18 protein-coding genes are annotated in these 19789 nt (G+C 66.0%); 7 read left to right on the top strand and 11 right to left on the bottom strand.

Annotated features, from left to right (window positions below):
- The 4 genes from Q0082_RS02175 to Q0082_RS02160 form a co-directional block, all read right to left on the bottom strand.
- On the bottom strand, positions 1-773 hold a 773-nt coding region (locus Q0082_RS02175; protein ID WP_298189351.1), incomplete at its 3' end, for a biotin carboxylase N-terminal domain-containing protein.
- Positions 770-1234, bottom strand: coding sequence for a nuclear transport factor 2 family protein (locus Q0082_RS02170; RefSeq protein ID WP_298189348.1), 465 nt, complete (start codon positions 1232-1234; stop codon positions 770-772). The genes Q0082_RS02175 and Q0082_RS02170, both read right to left, overlap by 4 nt.
- Before the next feature lie 5 nt (positions 1235-1239).
- On the bottom strand, positions 1240-2838 hold the full coding sequence (locus Q0082_RS02165; protein ID WP_298189345.1) for a carboxyl transferase domain-containing protein: 1599 nt from the start codon (positions 2836-2838) through the stop codon (positions 1240-1242).
- Complete coding sequence (locus Q0082_RS02160; protein WP_298189342.1) at positions 2838-4004, bottom strand: isovaleryl-CoA dehydrogenase; 1167 nt, start codon at positions 4002-4004, stop codon at positions 2838-2840. The genes Q0082_RS02165 and Q0082_RS02160 overlap by 1 nt, the downstream gene beginning before the upstream one ends.
- Positions 4005-4099: 95 nt before the next feature.
- Between Q0082_RS02160 and Q0082_RS02155 the strand changes: the two genes are divergently transcribed.
- The 3 genes from Q0082_RS02155 (at position 4100) to Q0082_RS02145 (ending at position 7597) form a co-directional block, all read left to right on the top strand.
- On the top strand, positions 4100-4969 hold the full coding sequence (locus Q0082_RS02155; RefSeq protein ID WP_298189340.1) for a LysR family transcriptional regulator: 870 nt from the start codon (positions 4100-4102) through the stop codon (positions 4967-4969).
- Between the two features lie 64 nt (positions 4970-5033).
- Positions 5034-6314 (top strand): polysaccharide pyruvyl transferase family protein, encoded by a 1281-nt coding sequence (locus Q0082_RS02150; RefSeq protein ID WP_298189338.1) that lies wholly within the window; start codon positions 5034-5036, stop codon positions 6312-6314.
- A complete protein-coding gene (locus tag Q0082_RS02145; RefSeq protein ID WP_298189336.1) occupies positions 6311-7597 on the top strand; it encodes a glycosyltransferase family 4 protein in 1287 nt (428 codons plus the stop codon). The genes Q0082_RS02150 and Q0082_RS02145 overlap by 4 nt, the downstream gene beginning before the upstream one ends.
- Here Q0082_RS02145 and Q0082_RS02140 read toward each other — a convergent pair.
- Positions 7528-8022 carry a hypothetical protein gene (locus Q0082_RS02140; RefSeq protein WP_298189334.1) on the bottom strand — a complete coding sequence of 165 codons (495 nt, stop codon included), beginning with the start codon at positions 8020-8022 and terminating at the stop codon, positions 7528-7530. The genes Q0082_RS02145 and Q0082_RS02140 overlap by 70 nt on opposite strands.
- A 247-nt stretch (positions 8023-8269) precedes the next feature.
- Between Q0082_RS02140 and Q0082_RS02135 the strand changes: the two genes are divergently transcribed.
- From Q0082_RS02135 to Q0082_RS02125, 3 genes are all read left to right on the top strand, one after another.
- Positions 8270-9586 (top strand): outer membrane beta-barrel protein, encoded by a 1317-nt coding sequence (locus Q0082_RS02135; RefSeq protein WP_298189332.1) that lies wholly within the window; start codon positions 8270-8272, stop codon positions 9584-9586.
- Between the two features lie 21 nt (positions 9587-9607).
- A complete protein-coding gene (locus Q0082_RS02130; RefSeq protein ID WP_298189330.1) occupies positions 9608-10837 on the top strand; it encodes a cell wall hydrolase in 1230 nt (409 codons plus the stop codon).
- Positions 10838-11080: 243 nt separating this feature from the next.
- Complete coding sequence (locus Q0082_RS02125; RefSeq protein WP_298189328.1) at positions 11081-13732, top strand: cadherin domain-containing protein; 2652 nt, start codon at positions 11081-11083, stop codon at positions 13730-13732.
- 13 nt (positions 13733-13745) lie between these two features.
- Here Q0082_RS02125 and Q0082_RS02120 read toward each other — a convergent pair whose 3' ends face one another.
- From Q0082_RS02120 to Q0082_RS02100, 5 genes are all read right to left on the bottom strand, one after another.
- On the bottom strand, positions 13746-14414 hold the full coding sequence (locus Q0082_RS02120; protein WP_298189326.1) for an HPP family protein: 669 nt from the start codon (positions 14412-14414) through the stop codon (positions 13746-13748).
- 91 nt (positions 14415-14505) lie between these two features.
- Positions 14506-14997 carry an SRPBCC domain-containing protein gene (locus Q0082_RS02115; RefSeq protein ID WP_298189323.1) on the bottom strand — a complete coding sequence of 164 codons (492 nt, stop codon included), beginning with the start codon at positions 14995-14997 and terminating at the stop codon, positions 14506-14508.
- Positions 14990-15334: a metalloregulator ArsR/SmtB family transcription factor gene (locus tag Q0082_RS02110; RefSeq protein WP_298189321.1), complete on the bottom strand. Its 345-nt coding sequence runs from the start codon at positions 15332-15334 to the stop codon at positions 14990-14992. The genes Q0082_RS02115 and Q0082_RS02110 overlap by 8 nt, the downstream gene beginning before the upstream one ends.
- A gap of 63 nt (positions 15335-15397) precedes the next feature.
- Entirely contained in the window at positions 15398-16303 is a 906-nt protein-coding gene (locus tag Q0082_RS02105) for an MBL fold metallo-hydrolase (protein ID WP_298189319.1), read from the bottom strand.
- A gap of 199 nt (positions 16304-16502) precedes the next feature.
- Positions 16503-17726, bottom strand: a complete 1224-nt coding sequence (locus Q0082_RS02100; protein ID WP_298189363.1) for a type ISP restriction/modification enzyme — start codon at positions 17724-17726, stop codon at positions 16503-16505.
- Positions 17727-17806: 80 nt separating this feature from the next.
- On the opposite strand from Q0082_RS02100, the gene Q0082_RS02095 reads away from it, so the two are divergent.
- On the top strand, positions 17807-18709 hold the full coding sequence (locus Q0082_RS02095) for an IS1595 family transposase (protein ID WP_298189316.1): 903 nt from the start codon (positions 17807-17809) through the stop codon (positions 18707-18709).
- A 326-nt stretch (positions 18710-19035) separates the two neighbouring features.
- Here the strand turns inward: Q0082_RS02095 and Q0082_RS02090 are convergent, their stop codons facing one another.
- The gene (locus Q0082_RS02090; RefSeq protein ID WP_298189315.1) at positions 19036-19623 is read right to left on the bottom strand and encodes a hypothetical protein; all 588 of its coding nucleotides are present in this window, start codon (positions 19621-19623) and stop codon (positions 19036-19038) included.
- Between the last annotated feature and the right edge of the window lie 166 nt (positions 19624-19789).

Below are 19789 nucleotides of genomic sequence, written 5' to 3'. Positions count from 1 at the left end.
GCTGCGCAGAGCGCCTCGCGCGTCGCTTCGTCCATGCCCGGCGCGGGAGCTTCCTCGATCACTTTCTGGTGGCGGCGCTGGAGCGAGCAGTCGCGCTCGAACAAGTGCACCACATTGCCATGGGTATCGCCGAAGACCTGCACCTCGATATGGCGCGGGCGCTGGATGTACTTCTCGATCAGCACATGCGCATTGCCGAACGAAGCGGCTGCCTCGCGCTGGCAGGATGCAAGCGCGTCGGCAAATTCCGCCGCCGCCTCCACCTTGCGCATCCCCTTGCCGCCGCCGCCCGCGACGGCCTTGATAAGGACGGGGTAGCCGATTTCAGCAGCGCGCTCCGCAAGGAAGGCCGGGTCCTGATTCTCGCCCATATAGCCCGGCGTGACGGGCACGCCCGCCGCCGCCATCAGCTGCTTGGCCGCGTCCTTGAGGCCCATCGCGGTGATCGAGGCGGGCTTCGGCCCCACCCAGATCAGGCCTGCATCGATCACCGCCTGTGCAAATTCGGCGTTCTCCGAAAGGAAGCCGTAACCCGGATGGATCGCCTCCGCGCCGGTCGCCTTGGCAGCGGCGATGATCTTCTCGCCCACCAGATAGCTCTCGCGCGCCGGGCTCGGGCCGATATGCACCGCCTCATCCGCCTGCCGCACATGGAGCGCCTTGGCATCGGCATCCGAATAGACCGCCACGGTGCGAATGCCCATCGCGCGCGCCGTGCGGATGATGCGGCAGGCGATCTCACCGCGATTGGCGATAAGGAGGGACTGGATCATGCGCCGCACCCTTCCGTGCGTGAGGAGAAGGTCAGGTTCATCACTTTCCACGCGCCGTTTTCGCGGACCAGATCGAAGTGATCATAGCCGCAGCTGACCAGCTTGCCGCCCATCTGGATCGTGAACGGCGCCCAGACCATCGCGACATCGCCGTCCTGCTCGATGACGGGATTGGTGATCCGCTCGACAAAGCCTGAGCCCGGCGTCATCCGCGCGGCATATTCGGTAAAGCTGCGACTGCGCAGGCCGGTGGCGCCACCCGGAAACGTGCCGCGCCCGGTGACGCGACCTTCGGGATAGACGAGGTTGAGGAGCGCAGGCGCATCGCCGGTTTCCAGCGTGGCGAGGAGGGCATCGACGGTGGCGATGACTTCCTTGTCGCTGAAATCGGGGGGCGGGAGGCGCTCGCCCTGCGGTAGCGGCGCGGCGGCGAGTGCGAGGGCGGAGAGAAGGGTGATCATGGGCATTACATCCGGAACACCCCAAACCGGGGCGCCTCCGCAATCGGCGCTTCTAGACACACGCCCAGCGCCAGCCCCAGCACATCGCGCGTCTGCACCGGATCGATCACCCCATCGTCCCACAGCCGCGCTGTCGCGTAATAGGGGTTGCCCTCGTCTTCATACTTCTGCCGGATCGGAGCCTTGAAGGCCTCGGCTTCCTCTGGCGTCCACTTGTCCGCATCGCGGTGCACGGTGGCGAGCACGGAAGCCGCCTGTTCGCCGCCCATCACGCTGATGCGCGCGTTGGGCCAGGTGAAGAGGAAGCGCGGATCATAGGCGCGGCCGCACATGCCATAGTTGCCAGCGCCGAAGCTGCCGCCGATCAGCACCGTCAGCTTGGGCACCTGTGCGGTGGCGACGGCGGTGACGAGCTTGGCGCCATGTTTGGCAATGCCTTCCGCCTCATACTTGCCGCCGACCATGAAGCCCGAGATGTTCTGCAGGAACAGCAACGGGATGCGGCGCTGGCAGGCAAGTTCGATGAAATGCGCACCCTTGACCGCGCTTTCGCTGAAGAGGACGCCGTTGTTGGCAAGGATCGCGACTTCCATGCCCCAGATCCGCGCAAAGCCGCAGACGAGCGTGTTGCCGTAGAGCGCCTTGAACTCGTGGAACTCGCTGCCATCGACGGTGCGGGCGATGACTTCGTGGACATCGTACGGCGCGCGGACGTCCTCGGGGATCAGGCTGTAGAGCTCTTCCGCATCGTACTTGGGCGGGCGCGGGGCCACGCCTTGCCCACCGGCGGGAGCCGGGCCGAGGTGGCTGACGATATCGCGCACGATGGTGAGCGCATGTTCGTCGTTGTCCGCCAGATGATCGACCACGCCCGATTTGCGCGCATGGAGATCGCCGCCGCCCAGCGCCTCGGCGCTGATTTCCTCGCCCGTCGCGGCCTTCACCAGCGGCGGCCCCGCAAGGAAGATCGTGCCCTGTTCGCGCACGATCACGCTTTCGTCGCTCATCGCGGGCACATAGGCGCCGCCGGCGGTGCAGCTACCCATCACGCTGGCGATCTGGGGGATGCCCGCCGCGCTCATCTGCGCCTGATTGAAGAAGAAGCGGCCGAAGTGGTCGCGGTCCGGGAAGACTTCGGCCTGGTTGGGCAGGTTCGCGCCGCCGCTGTCGACGAGGTAGATGCACGGCAGCCGGTTCGCCGCAGCGACTTCCTGCGCGCGGATGTGCTTCTTCACCGTCATCGGGAAGTAGGTGCCGCCCTTCACCGTCGCGTCGTTGGCGAAGATCATGCACTGGCGGCCCGAAACTCGCCCGATGCCCGTAATGATCCCCGCGCCGGGCACTTCATCGCCGTACATCCCGTTCGCCGCGAGCTGGCCGATCTCCAGAAACGGCGAGCCCGGATCGAGCAGCCGCTCCACCCGCTCACGCGGAAGCAGCTTCCCGCGCGAAACATGGCGGGCGCGCGACTTCTCATCACCGCCAAGCGCCGCCTTGGCCACGCGCGCGCGCAATTCGGCGGCGAGCGCACGGTTGTGCGCTGCGCGGGCCTCCGCTTCTGGGCTGGAGGGATCGAGATTGGTCGAGAGGACGGGGCCGCTCATCAGCCATTCGCCCCGATCAGTTCGCGCCCGATCAGCATCCGCCGGATTTCGTTCGTGCCCGCGCCGATATCGAGCAGCTTGGCATCGCGCAGATAGCGTTCGACCGGCCAGTCCTTGGTGTAACCCGCGCCGCCCAGCGCCTGCACAGCCTCACCCGCGACGCGGAAGGCGGCCTCGCTGCCGAGCAGGATGACGCCCGCCGCATCGAAGCGCGTCGTCTGCCCGGCATCCGCCGCGCGCGCGACGGCATAGGTATAGGCCCGCGCCGATTGCAGCGCGACGTACATGTCCGCCACTTTGCCCTGCATCAGCTGGAAGGCGCCGATGGGTTTGCCGAACTGCTTGCGCTCGCGCACGTAGGGGATGACGGTATCGAGGCAGGCCTGCATCAGGCCGAGCTGGATGCCCGCGAGCACCACCCGCTCGTAATCGAGGCCGCTCATCAGCACGCCGACGCCGCCATGCAGCGGGCCCATCACGTTCTCTTCGGGCACGAAGCAATCGTTGAACACCAGCTCCGCCGTGGGCGAGCCGCGCATCCCCATCTTGTCGATCTTCTGGCCGATGGAGAAGCCGGGCATGTCCTTTTCGATCAGGAACGCGGTGATGCCCCGGCTCGCGGCCTCGGGCGCGGTCTTGGCATAGACCACGAGGGTATCGGCATACGTCGCGTTGGTGATCCAGAACTTGGTGCCGTTGAGCACGAAGCCGCCCGGCACCGCATCGGCCTTGAGCTTCATCGAGACGACGTCCGACCCGGCGCCTGCTTCCGACATGGCAAGGCTGCCCAGATGCTCGCCGGAAATCAGCTTCGGCAGATACTTGGCCTTCTGCTCGTCATTGCCCCAGCGGCGGATCTGGTTGACGCAAAGGTTGGAGTGCGCACCGTAGCTGAGGCCGACCGAGGCGGAGGCGCGGCTCACTTCCTCGACCGCGATGACGTGATCGAGATAGCCAAGGCCGAGGCCGCCCCATTCCTCTTCCACCGTGATGCCGTGGAGCCCCAGCGCACCCATCGCGGGCCAGAGATCGCGCGGGAACCAGTCCTCTGCATCCACTTTGGCAGCAAGCGGCGCAATCTGCTCGTCGGCAAAGCGGCCCGCCGCCTCGCGGATCATCAGGGCGCTTTCAGGCAGGGCGAAATCAAGCTCGGGCGTGGCGCGCATTTCTGGTCAGACTCCTCAATCCCGCGCGCAGTCTATGGGAAACGATGTCCTTTTGAAAAATTGAATTTTGCCGGGCGGTAGTATAGGAAAAACCTATGCTGAGCCGCCGCCTCGTCCGCCAGTTCATCGCGCTTGTGGATACCGGCTCGTTCACCGCGGCGGCAAGCCGGCTGCATGTCTCGCAGCCCACGCTCTCAGCCGGGATTGCCGAACTGGAGCGTTCGCTCGGGACCCCGCTGATCCTGCGCGAGCGGCGCGCGCTGCGACTGACCGAGGCGGGCAACCGGCTACTCGTCCATGCCCGCGCGATCGAGCGCGAGTTCGGCCTTGCCGAAAGGGGCGTGCTGGAAACGCCGCCCCCTGCCCCGCCGCTGCGCCTCGGCGTGCTTTCCTCGCTCGCTACGCGCAGCACGGCGGCGATTGCGGCGCATTACGCCGGGGATGGGGCCAAAGACCGGAAAGGCAAGGCGTTGCTGACGCTGACTGATGCGCCCGATGCGGACTTGCGCCGCCGCCTTGCCGAGCACCGGCTCGATGCCATCATCACCACGCTGCGCAGCGCGGACGAGGGCGAGCTGCTGCGCGAGGAAGGCTATGCGATGATCCTGCCCGCCGCGCACCGGCTGGCGGGGCGTGAGGTGCTGCTCCCCGAAGAGCTGGCAGGCGAGACGATGATTGCGCGCCGCAGTTGCGAGATCCTCGCCGAGACAAGCCGCTTCTTCACCGCGCGCGGGGTGCGGCCCCACTTTGCCTTGCGCAGCGCGAACGAGGATCGCTGCCTTGCCCTCGTCGCGGCAGGTGCGGGCGTGACAACGGGGCCGGTCTCGCTCGCCGGGACAGGCACGGTGGCGGTGCCCTTGCAGGGTTATGATTATCGCCGCCGGATCGGACTGATCGTGGCGGAAGGCCAGGATGCGCTGATCGCGGCGAGCGGGCTCGGCGAGGTGCTGCGCGAAGTGGTGTGAGGCTGCTCGATTCCGGGTCTATCCCGGCTTGCGGGGGGGTGGGCGGACGTGACACCCCGGCGGCATGACGCTTGCCGCCAGCCCTGCTCCTGCGCGCCGGATCGCGCTGCTCAATGTGAAGTACAGCCCGAATCTGGGCGACGGGCTCCTGTCCGAATGCCTTGAGGCGGAGCTGGCGCGCACGTTTCAGGGAATCGCGCCGGGCACGCAGGTGTTCTCGATCGATCTGGCCGGGCGGCGCGCCTATCCGGCAATCGCGCCGAGCCGCCGCGCGGCGCTCATCGGGCTGCTCGAGGCGCTGCCGGGCACCTTTCGGCGGTTGACGACGCGGATCGCGCTCACCGCTCTGGTACGGCTGAGGCTGCGCCGGCATGTCCGCGCGCGGCTGGCGGGGTGCGATGCGGTGGTGCTGGGCGGCGGCAACCTGCTCACCGATGCCGATCTCAATTTCCCGATGAAGATCGCCGGTGCCCTCGCCCAGGCGGCGCGGCTGCGACTGCCGGTCGCGGTCTATGGCGTGGGCGCCAATCGGCAATGGTCGGACGCTGGGCAGCGTCTGTTCGGGCGGGCGCTGGGCGCGGCGAAACTGGCCTATGCGGCCGTCCGCGATGCGCGCAGCCAGGCCGCGTGGCGTGATCTGCTGGTGCCGCAGGGGGTACGGCCAGCCGCGCTGAGCGGCGATCCAGGGTTGCTCGCAAGCTGCCATTTCCCCCGCCCGCCGCTTCCCTTCGATGCGCCTCTGGCAGGCCTGTGCATTACCGCACCAATGGCGCTGCGCTATCATGCGACGGGTCCCGGCCACGCCTCGGCAGCCGATGCCCGCGCGGCGCTTGATGCCTGGTACGCGGCAGCGGCGCGCGCGCTCGTCGAGGCCGGCTTTCGCGTCGCGCTGTTCACCAATGGCAGCCCGGAGGACCGCGACTATCTCGCAGCGATGGGTCCGGCATGGATCCTTGCCGCGAAGGGACCGGTGACGATGACCAATCCCTTCGCCGATCCAGCCGAGATGATCCGGTTTATCGCCGGGTGCCAGCTGATCGTGGCGCACCGGATGCATGCCTGCATCGCCGCGCATTCCTTTGCCATTCCCACCATAGGCCTGCGCTGGGACGTGAAGCTCGACAGCTTTTTCGCGCTTGCCGGGCGGGGGGCGTTTATTGCCGATACTGCCTCGCTCGATGGCCCGGCGTTGACGGCACTGGCACGGCAGGCGGTGGCCGAAGGGGTGGACCGCGCCGCGCTGGAGGCGCTGATCGCCGGCACCCGCAGCGATATCGCGCGAATGGCAGCAGCGCTGGCGCGCGCGATGGAACCAGCCAAGAGCGCGGCAAAGGCTGCCGCATGAACGCCGCGCCAGACCGCATCGTGGTGATCAACGATCTCTCGCACCCGATGGGCGGGGCGAGCGCGCTGGCGGTCGATTCGGCGCACCGGTTTGTCAGGCGCGGCTGCCGCGTGGCGATGCTCTCAGGCGACGTGCCCGATCCGGCGCTGGCTGCGGCGGGAATTACGGCCATCGGGCTCGGGCAGGCGCGGCTGCTCGGGCGCGCGGGTGCGCTGCTCGACGGGCTGTGGAACCGCGCGGCGGCGCGCATGATGCGCGGCTGGATCGCCGCGAACGATTCGCCGGGCACCGTCTATCACCTCCACGGCTGGTCGCAGATCCTCTCGCCCGCGGTCTTTGCCGCGCTCGCTCCGGTGCGCGAGCGGCTGGTGATTTCGGCGCACGATTTCTTCCTCGCCTGCCCCAATGGCGCTTTCACGAACTTCGCGACCGGCGCGCCCTGCCCGCACACCGCGCTCTCCCGCGCCTGCCTTGCCACCGCCTGCGACCGGCGCGGCCACGCGCACAAGGCGTGGCGGACCCTGCGCCATGCCGTCCAGCGGATTGTCTTCCAGCCGCACACCGCACCGCCGGTGCTGGCGATCCACGCCGCGATGCGCCCGATGCTGGTGCGCGCGGGGATACCGCCGGAGGTGATCCATCCCCTGCCCAATCCCGTCACCCCTTTCAGCGCCGAGCGCATCGCGGCAGAGCGCCATGACGAGGTGCTGTTCGTTGGCCGGATCGAGGCGACCAAGGGGGCCGATCTTGCGCTTGCCGCCGCGCGCCAGGCGGGGATGCCGATCCGCCTGGTGGGCGACGGGGCAGACCGTGCCCGGCTCACCGCCGAGTATCCCGAGGCGCGCTTTACCGGGCGATTGCCGCCCGAGGCCATCGGCGCGCTCGCCGCATCGGCGCGCGTTCTGGTCATGCCGAGCCGCTATCCCGAGCCCTACGGCCTCGTCGCGATGGAAGCCGCGCTCGCGGGCCTGCCCGTTATCCTACCGCCGAGCGCGCTGCTCGCGCCCGATCTTGTGGCCGCAGGCGCGGGAATCGCGGTCGATCCGCGCGATACGGCAGCTTTTGCGGCAGTGCTTGCCAGTCTGGCAAACGACGATGCGCGGGTCGAGGCGATGAGCCGGGCAGCTTTCTCCGCCACGCGGCATCTGGCGTTATCGCCGGAGGAATGGATCGACCGGTTGCTCGCGCACTATGCGGCGCGGCTGGCGGCAGTTCAGGCGCCGGCGGGCGAGAGATCCGCGTCGGGATCGAAGCTGATCGCGGCGAGCGCTGCGGGCACATAGGGCGCCGGCGCAGCGGCCGGGCCGGAAGCGGACCACTGGCGGCGATCCAGTTCACGCAGCGGCTGGTAGGGATTGCTACGTGCCAGCTGGCGCAAGTGCTGCACCTTGATCGGCACGATCACGAGGCTGAGTGTGGCAAGCACAACGGCCCAGCGCCAGAGATCAAAATGTCCGCTTTGGATCGCTCCCATGAACTCGGCATAGGTCAGCCAGATCGCCAGTGCGCCGAGCAGTTCGGAGCTGCGCTGGCTGGGAAAAGCCAGCAGTGTGAGGACGGACAGGAAGAACGCGCCGACGCCCGCAATCTCCAGCGTCAGCCGGTCGGTCACGTAGCCGGCCGTCAATGCAAAGGCGATCAGCAGCGCACCGATGCGGGCGATGCGGGCGACATGGCCGGGGGTGATGCGGGCAAGCAAGACGTCCATGCACCCGGGTTTGCACACAGCCTGTTCAAGGAACGCTTTCGGCCGGTGGTTAACGCTGCGCAAACGAACAGCTCCGCAACTGGCCCGGCTAGAAGCCTGCGGGGAACCATCGCCGGGCTGCGCGCGCGCAGGGGCCAGCAATAAGGAAGATTGCTCAGATACGGCGCCAATTGCGCGCCAACCGGGCAGGAAAGAATGGTAGCCCGCTCGTGTGAGGTGGAAACGGCGCAGGATCAGGGATCGGGCGATGGCCAGTAATCAGCAGTCGCACGCGCGCGGGCGCAGCGGCGGTATCACGCATCCCCGCGCGCTGACGGCGTGCCTGCTCGGCCTCGTCGCGCCGCTGGCAGAGGCCCACGGGCAGACCACGGTCGATCCGCGCATGGAGCGCGATACGGTGGGTGCCCGCGCTCGGCCGGAAGTGGAAACCGCCGGTGCGCGGGTCGGTGCGCTGCTCATTTCCCCCAGCTTCGGGATCGAGGCGGACGCCAACGACAATGTCTATGCGCGCAGCGACGTGAAACGCGGCGATGTGGCGGTGGCATTCCAGCCCGCGCTGGCGGTGCGCACGCAGTGGTCGCGCCACGCGCTGGGGCTTGCGGCAGACGGATCGATCAAGCGCTATGCGAAACGCACGACCGAAAATGTCGAGACCTATGCCGTCAAGCTCGATGGGCGGCTCGACATTTCGGGCGATACGCGCATTTCGGGCGATGTGGGCACGGCGCGGCGGATCGAGGCGCGCGGAACCACGGGCGATACGCTATTCGGCGCGACGCCGATTGCCTTCACCGTGCTTTCTGGCGGCGGCGAGATCGAACAGACCTTTGCGCGCGCGCGCTTCACGCTTGCGGGGCGCTACGAACGCTTCCGCTATCAGGACCGAACGCTTGGCGGCACGGTGATCGATCTCTCTCAGCGCGACTACGAGGCACTGACGGGATCGCTGCGCGCTGCGATCGGGATCGGGCCGGGGGTCGCCGCGTTCGCCAGCCTTGCCTACAATCGCAACCGCTATCTTGCCCCACCGATCGGGCCAAGCCGCAATTCGCATGGGTTTACCGCGCTGACGGGCCTTGCCTTCGGGCTCAACCGCCTGCTGCAGGGCGAGATCGGGCTGGGCTGGGTGCGGCAGGATTTCACCGCGCCGGTCTTCCCGCGCATCAGCGGGCTTGCCTACAGCGCGCAGCTGAAATGGAGCCCGACGCGGCTGACGACGGTGCGGCTCTCGGGCGGGCGGACGTTCCAGCGCTCGCCGATCATCGCCATTGCCGGAATCCAGCAGCACGATGTTGCGCTCACCGTGGAGCACGAACTGCTGCGCACCCTCATCCTGCGCCCCGCGCTCCGCTACATGGTCGCCGATTTTCAGGTGCCGACCGGCGCGGCGCGGCGGCAGGAGCGCTACTTTACCGGATCCTTCGGCGTGAGCTGGCGGATCACCGAGCATTTCGAGATCACCGGCGAATATGCGCACAGCACCGGGCGCAATTCAGGCGCGGTCGATCCGGGCCGAGCCTATGACCGGAATCGCGCGGTCCTCTCGCTGCGCTGGCGGCTGTAGCGCGCCGTGGCCTCCCTCCCTTTGAGCGGCCCCACCGCCGCAGACCTCCCGCCGCCCTTGCCCGAATGGGCCGCCCGGCCGCCCCATCTCGTCCTGAGGGCGGTGCTGGCGCTGCTGTTCCTCGCCGGCCTTGGCACCGCGCTCACGCTGCTGGCGCCGCCGCCGACAGGGCCTGCGGTGCGCCTCGCGCTGCCGCCGCCGCTGCCCGATCCTGCCGCACTGCTGCCCTACCCTCCCGAAACCGCACGGATCGCCAATGCCGCCGTGCCGGTCGAACCGCCAAGGGCGCCGGCCCCCGCCTTCCGGTTTGCATCGACCGATGCGCTGGCGCAGGCCCGCGCGCTCGATTGCCTGGCGACAGCGGTCTGGTACGAAGCTGGCGATGATCCTTCGGGTGAACGGGCAGTGGCGCAAGTCGTGCTCAACCGCGCGCGGCATCCGGCCTTTCCCGCCAGCGTCTGCGGCGTGGTGTTTCAGGGTTCGGAGCGGACGACCGGCTGCCAGTTCAGCTTCACTTGCGACGGTTCGCTGCAGACGCGTCATCCCGGCCCGGCCGCCTGGGCGCGCGCCCGCGCGGTGGCTGCAGCTGCGCTATCCGGGGCGGTCGATCCGCGGGTCGGGCTCGCCACGCATTACCATGCCGATTATGTCGTGCCGGTCTGGCGATCGGGGCTGGTGAAGCTGGCGCAAGTGGGCCTGCACCTGTTCTATCGCTGGCCGGGGGACTGGGGCTCACCCGCCGTGCTGCGCGCCAGTGCGGGTGCTGCGGAGCCGCGCATCGCCGCGATGGCCGCGTTATCGCCCGCGCACGGCGGCGGCGAGGCGGTACCTACCGGGCTTGCCGATGCGGCAGGCGCGGCTCCCGGGGCGGTCCAGCCGCTTGCCTATCTCCCAATCGACGAGGCGGATGGAGCCGCGCATCCCGGTGGACGGAGCGCGGCGCTCGCAGCGGTGCCTGCGGCCGGGCCAGGTGCCGCAGGGCGCATCGTCCTCATGCTCGATCCCGCCGCGTTTCCGGGGACCTATGCCATGCGCGCGTTGGCCGCTTGCGCCGAGCGGGAGCGCTGCGCCGTTGTGGGTGAACTGCTCGGCGCGGCGCCCGGACAGGGCCCCGGCTTCGTCTATCTGCGCGATCGGCGCACCGGCGCAGAAGGGGCGTGGTGGGATTGCACCGCCCTCCCCCGCGCCAACCCGACACGCTGCCTGCCGCGGGGCAGCGCTCTGACGCGGATGCTGGCGGACTGGGGCTGACCGGACTGGGGCTGACCGGACTGGGCAGCGCACCGTCAGACTGGATGGAGTCCGCAACCCCGCACCTTGACCGGGCGGCCGATGTCGGCAGGGCCTCCCGCCTCATCGCCGCTGGGATCGGGCCGTGCAGAAGCAGCGTTTGGCGTTTTTCGGGCAGGCGTGATAGCCACTCCGGATAAAGCACTGGCGGATCATCCTGTTGTGGTGACGCTATGCGATGGGATTGGTTGCGCGAGGACAGGCATGCGGGGCGTTATCAGGTCGGGTAGCGAGTTTCTGGTCAATACCCAGACCGACAACATTCAGTCCGTCCCCAAGTTGACCGAGCTTGCCGATGGCAGGTTCGTGGTTACGTGGACCGATTTCAGCAAAGCGCTGGGTGACGGGAGCGGCACAAGCCTGAAGGCTCAGCTGTTCCAGTCGGACGGGACAAGGATCGGTTCCGAGTTCCTCGTTAACACCGAGGTCAAGGGCTCCCAGAGCAGCGGGGTTGTCGCCGCGCTCGATGGCGGCGGCTTTGTCATCGCATGGGTCGATGAGAGCGCAACGCTGGGGGACAACAGCCCGTTCAGCATCAAGGCGCAGATGTTCGGCGCGAACGGAGCGAAAGTCGGCGCCGAGTTTCTGGTCAACACCGTGACGTCTGGCTCGCAGGTCATGCCCTCGATCGCGGCCTTGAGCGGCGGCGGCTTTGTCGTGTCGTGGCGCGATGGCAGCGAAACACTCCCGGATACCAACACAGGCCATATCAAGGCGCAGGTCTTCAAAGCCGATGGCAGCAAAGCCGGAGGGGAGTTCCTCGTCAACACGATCACCGAGGGCGACCAGCGCGCGAATACCATGGCCCCGCTCAAGAACGGCGGGTTCGTGGTGGCCTGGGTCGATGATATCGGCCCGCTGGACGACCCGACTTCCTTCCAGATCAAGGCGCAGATCTTCGCGGCGAACGGGACCAAGGTCGGCGGCGAGTTCGCCGTCAGCACCGCGGCAATCGGGGTGCAGCTCTTTCCCTCGATCACGATGCTGAAGAACGGTAATTTCGTGGTGGCGTGGAACGATACGAGCGGCTCGCTGGGCGATACCGGCGGCTGGGCGGTGAATGCGCAGATCTTCGCGCCGGACGGGACCCGCATCGGCAGCGAGTTCCTTGTCAACACCGTCACCACAGGCAGCCAGTTCGCGCCTTCGATCGCGGGGCTTGCCGATGGCGGCTTCGTCGTCTCGTGGCATGACGACAGCAGGACGCTGGGTGATGCATCCGGAACCAGCATCAAGGCGCAGGCCTTCGCCGCAGACGGATCGCGCGTGGGCAGCGAGTTCCGCGTGAACACGGAAATTCTCGGCAACCAGCAGGTGCCGAATGTGGCCGCGCTGGGGCAAGGGTTCGGCATTGCATGGATCGATTCCAGCCGAACGCTCGGCGATGCGAGCAGCATGAGCATCAAGGCGCAGCTGTTCGGCTTCGGGAGCATCCCCGCCATCGTTTCGGGTGGCGGCGGCGATAGCGCGGTGGTTGCCGTGAAGGAAACCGCGCTGCCGGTGGCGAAAGTCAAGGCAACCGACGCCGATCCCGGCACCGCCCTTACCTACACGATCGCGGGCGGCGCGGACGCCAACCGGTTTCAGATCGACACGATGACGGGGGCGCTTTCGTTCAAGGTCGCACCCGATTTCGAGCGGCCGAGGGATGCCGGCGCCGACAACGTCTACAGCGTGATCGTCAAGGCGAGCGACGGCCAGCTCTTCGACACGCAGGCCCTCACCGTGACAGTGGTGAACGTCAACGAAGCCCCCGCCATCACGAGCGGTGGCGGCAAGCCCAAGGCGATCATTACCGCGCAAGAGAATACCGTGGTTGTCACGACCGTCACGGCTGCCGATCCGGATGCAGGCGCCTTGCTGCGCTATGCCATCGTCGGCGGTGCCGATGCGGGGCTGTTCAGGATCAATGCGCAGACCGGCGCACTCACCTTCAGGGCTGCCCCGGATTATGAAGCGCCCGGGGATGCCGGACAGGATAACGTCTACGATGTGGTGGTGCGGGCTTCGGACGGCCGGCTGAGCGATACCCAGACATTGGCCATTCGCGTGACCGATCTGGTGAACGAAATCATCAATGGCACCTCAGGATCGGATACCCTGTCCGGTGCCGGCGGCCATGACACCATAAGTGGCGCGGCAGGCAACGATACCCTGCTGGGCAAGAGCGGCAACGATGTGCTGGATGGCGGAACCGGTGCCGATCGCATGGACGGCGGCGCGGGCAATGACATCTTCATCGTCGACAGCAGCGGCGATGTGGTGATCGAAGGACCGGGCGGCGGGACCGACACCGTCAAGGCCAGCGTGAGCTATACCCTGGGCGCCGATCTGGACAACCTCACCCTGCTCGGCGGAGGAAATCTGGCTGGCAAGGGCAACGCGCTCGCCAATACGCTGGGCGGCAATGAGGGCGACAACACACTGACGGGCTTTGCCGGCGATGACAGCCTGATCGGCGGTGATGGGGGCGACACGCTCTCGGGCGGTCTTGGCCGCGACGTGCTCACGGGCGGTTCGGGCCGCGATTTCTTCGTGTTCGACAGCGTTCCCGGCGCCGCGAACGCCGACATCATCGCGGACTTCAACGGTGCCGAGAACGACAAGATCCAGCTGAGCCGCGCAATCTTCCAGGGCTTCGCGCAAGAAGGCGCGCTGTCAGCCAGCCAGTTTTACGCCGCGGCTGGAGCCCGGTCCGCGCAGGACGCCTCCGACCGGATCATCTACGATACGACGTCGGGCAAGCTCTACCACGATGCCGATGGCATGGGGGGCGCAGCTGCGGTGCTGATCGCGGTGCTGGGATCATCAAACCATCCCACGCTGATTTACAGCGATATCCAGATCATCGCCTGATCCGGGGGCAACGTCAGCGCCCGCCACGCTGCGCGGCGTGATACTCGGCGCGTGACAGCAGGGCGTCGAGATCGGCGCGGCTGATGTCGAAGCTTTCGTGCATGTCCTCCAGTGCCGCGTCGATATCGGCGAGGTGGAGCCCGGCGGCGAGGGCTTCGGGCGGCGCCGGGGCGGTTCGGTGCGGGTAGGAATGGCCTGAAAGGCGGTGAAACAGCAGGCCGACCGCCACAAGTGCGAGCGAGTTGAGCGCCAAAGGAAACAGCGCGAAGCCAAAGCCTGCCGCGTGGATTGCGGGTGAACCGATCACCGCCGTCAGCGCCGAGGCGCCGCCCGGCGGGTGGAGGCAGCGCAGCAGCGACATGACAAGGATCGCCGCGCCGACCGCGACGCTGGCGGCGAGCATCATGCCCGGCAGCAGATGATAGACCGCGACACCGACGAGCGCAGACAGCGTGTTGCCGCCGATCACCGGCCAGGGCTGCGCCAGCGGGCTCGCCGGCACCGCGAAGACCAGAACCGCCGAAGCGCCGAGCGGGGCGACCAGCAGCGGCAGGTCGGCGGCGGGAAGCGGCACGAGCATGGCGGCAAGGACCGCGCAGGCGATGCCCACGACGGCACCGAGGCAGGCGAACAGGCGATCGCCGCCCCGCGCGCCGGAAAGTATGGGCTGGAAGAGGCGCAAGATACTGATCCGCAGCAGTTTACCGGAAGCGGTGCCATAGGCGCTGCGGCGCTGATGGGAAAGCGCTACGCGGCGGGTGCGCGCGCATGCCTCAAGCGCCGTGCGCGAGAAAGGCGTCGAGCTGGTCGAAGCTGCTGGTCCAGCCGCCGTGCATCGATTCCATCATCTGCCGGAACGAGGCCCATTGCTCCTCGGTCGCATCGACCGGCTGCCACGTCAGGGTCACACGAGTGCCCTCGCCGTCGTCGGTAAAATCGACGGTCGTGCGCATGTGCAGCGGCCACGGCATCGGAAACGGCGCGGGGACGATATCGCCTTCCGCGTTGGAAAAGCCCTGCACCCAGACGAGCCGGCTTGGCGCATCAACTTCCTCGTACGTGTTCTTGCCCCACATCTCGCTGCCATCGGGGCCTTCCATCCGGGTGTGCAGATATCCGCCGGGGCGCAGATCGCAGTGGAGGATATGGCTGCGGCTGCCCTTGGGGCCAAACCACTGGGCCATCTGATCGGGCTCGGTCCAGGCCTGCCAGACACGTGCGCGCGGGGCAGCAAAGACCCGGCTGATCTCGAACGTCTCAGGCATCACGGGTCTCCTTTGCGGGGTCGGTCTCGGCTTGCAGAAAAGCGTCGAGGCGGTCGAAGCGGTCGCTCCACAGGCTGGCAAGGCGCGCGAGCGCGGCCTGAACCTCGTCCATCGCGCCGGGCCTCAGGCGGCGCAGCCGCGTCTGTGCGGAGACGCGCGTCTCGATCAGGCCGGCGCCCTCCAGCACCTTGAGGTGGCGCGAAATGGCCGGCTGGCTAATCCCGAAGGGTCGCGCGAGTTCGCCCACGCTCGCTTCGCCCTGCGCCAGCCGCGCAAGGATGGCGCGGCGCGTGGGGTCGGCAAGCGCAGAAAGGCTCAGGCTGAGTCGATCATTCATAACGAATCAATTATATAACCGATACGCTAAGAAAGCAAGCGTGCGACAGAAACCGGACCGCGCCTAGCCGATGGCCGGCGCACCAAGCACCGGGCGGAAGCCTGTCCCCTCGCGGCGCACACGCGCCACATGGCTGCCGCCGAAATGCGCCGGGACCAGCAGCGCTGCGCGGTCTGCCGCCATGTCGAGCACGCGGCGCCGCGTCTCGCGCGCCTGATCGGGCGCTTCGCAGAACACGCTGTTCCATTCCGGCCGATAGATCTGCGCCGGGTGGTGGACGACATCGCCGACAAACAGCGCGGTGTCATCGCCGCTCGCCACTTCGAGCATCATGCTGCCGGGCGTGTGGCCGGGACAGGGGTGGAGCGTGAGGCCCTCGGCGACCTCGAATCCGGGCTCCGCCCATTCGGCGCAGCCTGCCGCGACGATCGGGGCGACGCTGTCCTCGTACATTCCTGCGTTGACCGCCGCGCCGACGCCATCGGGGCCGGCCGCGCCGTCCTCCGGGTCCCAGTAGGCGCGGTCGGCGAGCGGGAGGACATAGCGGGCATTGCGGAAGGTCGGCTCCCAGCGCCCCTCCACCAGCCGGGTGTTCCAGCCGACGTGATCGATATGGATGTGCGAGCACACGACGACGTCGATATCCTCGGGCTGATACCCTGCACGGGCGAGATTGCCGAGGAAATCGGTCTGCAGATTGCTGAAAATGGGGATATTCGGCCGGTCCTTGTCATTCCCCGCGCCGGTATCGAACAGGACGCGCTGCTTGCCCGTGTCGAGCACCCAGCTCTGGAGGAAGGCGTAGAGGTGCCCGGTGGCGGGATCGAAGTATTCAGGCGCGAATTCCTCCGCATGCGGGTCCCAGCCTTCGGGCGTGAAGCCCTGGAACAAGTAGGAAGGCGGCGCGAACGTGCCCTGCCATTCCTCGATGCGGTGGACGGTAACGTGGCCGATGTTGAAACGGTCCATGGTTTGCGCTCTCCCGCCGGGCGGTTCCCCGGCGGGAGAAGAGTGCAACAGCGCGGCGCGTTTCACAACCAGCGGGGCCTTTATGCCTCCGGCGGGCGTTCTAGATGCCTCCGGCGGGCAAGGGCCATCGCCCTTGCATCCCCATCCCTCCTCGAACCTGTCTCGGGGAGGTGGCAGACCGCAGGGCTGACGGAGGGGCCTAAACCCCCGCGTCCCAGCCGCTCCGGTCCAACGCCTTCATCGCCCCGGTGATTGCCACCGTGTCCACGCTCACGCGCACCACCCGCGCGAGCAGGTCGATCATCCGCTCCTTGTAATCGGCAAAGCGGTATGTGTTGAACTTCGCCGCGATGGTCGGGTCCTTGGGCTTCTTTTCCTTGTGCTGGTCCAGCACCCAGTCGATGGCGCTGCGATTGCCGAGCCGATAGGCCCACGCCTCCGCTGGAATGCCGGTGATCTGCGTATCGGCATCAACCACAACGCAGCCGTTCTCCGGCTGGCTTTTCAGCACCGGCTTGGGATGCGTCCCCTCGGCGCGCTTGCCCGGCGTTTCGATCCGCTCCACCGGCCACGGCTCCACCGCTTCATAGCCGATATGCATAGCCATGAGCGCCTCGCCCCACGCCGCCCACTGCGCGAAATCGGGATAGAACGGAATGCGCGGAAACTCGCGCTTCAGGTTCAGCGCATAGGTCTCACGATAGACCGGATCGTGCAGTACGGCGTAGCAATAGGCAAAGATCGCATCCTTCAGCCGCGCATCACCCGCAGCGCCAACTGGCTTGCCCCCCTCCCCGTTCGGGGAGGGGCTGGGGGAGGGGTGCCCCCCGCCCTCGGGCAAACGCACCGCCGCCGCCTTCATCGCCGTCTTGCCATAACGCTCGACAAACTTGTTCAGCGCCCAGTCGGTGATGTTGTCGACCCGCTCGCCGGATTTGGTGTAGCGGTAGCGGGGTAGTTCCACTGTACCCGCCCCACTTCCAACAAGGTGCAAATCGCTAAGAGTGTCACTTGCCAGCGCCAACCAAGGCTTCTGAGAGTCAGGGCCAGTGAAATTTAGCGATAAATTTTGCAGTGCCTGATCATAAGGAAAAATCTGCGCGTTGAGATATGGCATCTCGTTCAATTGGGGTGAATAGGCGAGCCAAAGCTTATTGAACGGCCGGTACAACGTTCGACGCAAGTTTGGCTTGCTAATTGCAATTCGGCGTCTTGCGAGCGCCTTGAGTGCGCGCGTCCACTTTGTTCCAGAAGCAAACCGCGACTCATCTACGTCTGAACGCGCCCATGGCTTGGGATTTTGAATGGCAGAATTGTAATCAGACAGAAGAAATCTAACCTTTCGATCAAGAAAATCTTCATTGGAATCATACACCCAGTCATCACGATTGGTGACAACACCGAGCGAGAAAAGCTGAAATATCGCATTTTGGCGCGAAATCGAAATACTTTTTCCCGTTTATCCCCTTGACGCATGTAGAACGAACTGGCATAAGCTGATGCATGAGCAAAAGCCCCTCCGCATCACCTGAATTTTCCGTCCGGGAATTCTTCCAGCGTTTCCCCGATGATGACGCTTGCATCGCACACATCATGCAGGTCCGTTTTGGCGGCACCCGCTTTGAGTGCAGCGCTTGCGGCAAGGAAGCCTCGCACCACAAGCTGGCAACCCGTCGCACGTTCGTTTGCGCCAATTGCGGCCATCACGTGAATCCGACCGCTGGCACCATCCTGCATGACACGCGCACCCCGCTCGTTTCGTGGTTCTATGCCATGTATCTGTTCTGCACGACGCGCCACGGCGTGAGCGGCAAGGAACTGCAACGCCAGCTTGGGGTGACCTACAAGACCGCCTACCGCATTGGGCAGCAAATCCGCGATCTCACCAGCAAGGCGCAAGGCTTTGATGCCCTCCTGTCTGGTCATGTGGAACTGGACGAAGCCTATGTTGGCGGTCGCCGGTCTGGTGGTAAGCGTGGCCGTGGCGCACCGGGTAAGACCATCGTGATGGGCCTTGCCGAGCGTGATGGCCGCATGAAGGCCGTTGTGATCCCGGACGTGAAGAAGGATACGCTGCGCAACGTGGTTCTGGACAACGTGGAACCCGGTGCGGTCGTCTCGACCGATGAACTTGTGTCCTACGGCTTACTGGCGGGTGACGGCTTCACGCACGGCGCTGTGAAGCACGGCAAGAAGGAATACGCCCACTACGACTACCGTTCGGGCGAGACGTTCCATGTCAACACCGTGGAAGGCTTCTGGAAGCTGTTCAAGGCATCGGTTCGGTCAACTCACGTGCAGATCAGTAGCAAGCACATGCAGCGCTATCTGGACGAGTTCACTTTCCGCGCTTCGAACCGGAACCGGGTAAACGGGATGTTTGATCTTCTGGTTGGGGTGCTGTGATGCGCCCCACCATGGCATCAAATTGAGCGCGATCGGCGGGACCGATACCATCCGCCTCAGCTTGAAGAACAAAGTCATCCAAGCGGCCAAATGCTAACGCTTCTGCTAGGGAAATGCGGTCCATAGCCGGTTCTTATAGACGGTTTTGAAACCCATTGCTATATAAGGACACGGCGGGAGCGTTAGCTCCCGCCGTACCGGTGTTACAAACAAAGGATCGCGGTAAGGGCGAGAGCCCCCAGAGCGATCAGACCTGCAAACATTGGTACCTCCTAACCCCTGAGGTCTGAACCGCCTCAGGATCGGTTGCCGGTGACAGGCAAGGTTCAGCCAAGAGGATCGCCATCCTCGTCGGCATCGTCGTCTGAAGAACCCCCTTCGTGGTGGTTGGCGGGTTCTTCATCCGAGACATCTTCGGCAGCGGGCTTTGAGCTTGCTGCCGATTTTGTTTCATTATCGCTGTCGTCGCCGTTTTTTGCTGGCTTGGCATTCGGGTACCAGCTCAGAAGGCCGTATTGACCGTTGGGTAGCTTGTGAAAGGTCTTTGAGTTTTTCCGGAGATTACCTCGGAGACTGACAAGCGCCACCTGGTCACTCTTGGTATCAAACTGAAAACCGCCCGCGATCAGTGCGTCATAAATCTCGCGTGGCGTTGCAGGCCCGAGATTTGCAGCCTTCCTCATCTCAAGAAATTCGCGCGCGGCGGTGTTGATGGGCTTGCCGTAGAAGGTGTCGGCCCTGATTGAGGTAATCGCCGTGCCGTTCCGCTCGCTTGAGAGATTGGGATACATCTCGGCAATACCTGCGTGCTTACAAAGCACGTTGATAGTACCCTTGAGTTCCTTGGATTTCCGCTCAAGATCTGAAAGTTCAGACTGCAGGGCGGCAATCGCTGGTGCGAATGCGTCGGTCATAGTTGATGCCTTCGTGGTGGTTGGCAAACTCTCTATGCCACAAAGCGCAGAACGTGACAATGTTCGCGCTGCGCATTGCGTTGGGGAAAGTTTGTCCGGCCATCTTAGCGCAAAACTAGCAAACCAAGACTTGCATGCAGTGCCCCGAAAATGGCTGATTTCCGAC

Source organism: Novosphingobium sp. (assembly GCF_027489515.1).
Lineage (GTDB): Bacteria > Pseudomonadota > Alphaproteobacteria > Sphingomonadales > Sphingomonadaceae > Novosphingobium.
This window is presented reverse-complemented; position numbering and strand designations above follow the sequence as displayed.

Bases quoted from the DNA above. Each gene is read 5' to 3' on its own strand.
- Q0082_RS02160 (WP_298189342.1), bottom strand. From the start codon at position 4,004: ATGCGCGCCACGCCCGAGCTTGATTTCGCCCTGCCTGAAAGCGCCCTG.
- Q0082_RS02095 (WP_298189316.1), top strand. From the start codon at position 17,807: ATGAGCAAAAGCCCCTCCGCATCACCTGAATTTTCCGTCCGGGAATTC.
- Q0082_RS02140 (WP_298189334.1), bottom strand. From the start codon at position 8,022: ATGGACGTCTTGCTTGCCCGCATCACCCCCGGCCATGTCGCCCGCATC.
- Q0082_RS02135 (WP_298189332.1), top strand. From the start codon at position 8,270: ATGGCCAGTAATCAGCAGTCGCACGCGCGCGGGCGCAGCGGCGGTATC.
- Q0082_RS02170 (WP_298189348.1), bottom strand. From the start codon at position 1,234: ATGATCACCCTTCTCTCCGCCCTCGCACTCGCCGCCGCGCCGCTACCG.
- Q0082_RS02110 (WP_298189321.1), bottom strand. From the start codon at position 15,334: ATGAATGATCGACTCAGCCTGAGCCTTTCTGCGCTTGCCGACCCCACG.
- Q0082_RS02090 (WP_298189315.1), bottom strand. From the start codon at position 19,623: ATGACCGACGCATTCGCACCAGCGATTGCCGCCCTGCAGTCTGAACTT.
- Q0082_RS02145 (WP_298189336.1), top strand. From the start codon at position 6,311: ATGAACGCCGCGCCAGACCGCATCGTGGTGATCAACGATCTCTCGCAC.
- Q0082_RS02165 (WP_298189345.1), bottom strand. From the start codon at position 2,838: ATGAGCGGCCCCGTCCTCTCGACCAATCTCGATCCCTCCAGCCCAGAA.
- Q0082_RS02150 (WP_298189338.1), top strand. From the start codon at position 5,034: ATGACGCTTGCCGCCAGCCCTGCTCCTGCGCGCCGGATCGCGCTGCTC.
- Q0082_RS02125 (WP_298189328.1), top strand. From the start codon at position 11,081: ATGCGGGGCGTTATCAGGTCGGGTAGCGAGTTTCTGGTCAATACCCAG.
- Q0082_RS02115 (WP_298189323.1), bottom strand. From the start codon at position 14,997: ATGCCTGAGACGTTCGAGATCAGCCGGGTCTTTGCTGCCCCGCGCGCA.
- Q0082_RS02155 (WP_298189340.1), top strand. From the start codon at position 4,100: ATGCTGAGCCGCCGCCTCGTCCGCCAGTTCATCGCGCTTGTGGATACC.
- Q0082_RS02105 (WP_298189319.1), bottom strand. From the start codon at position 16,303: ATGGACCGTTTCAACATCGGCCACGTTACCGTCCACCGCATCGAGGAA.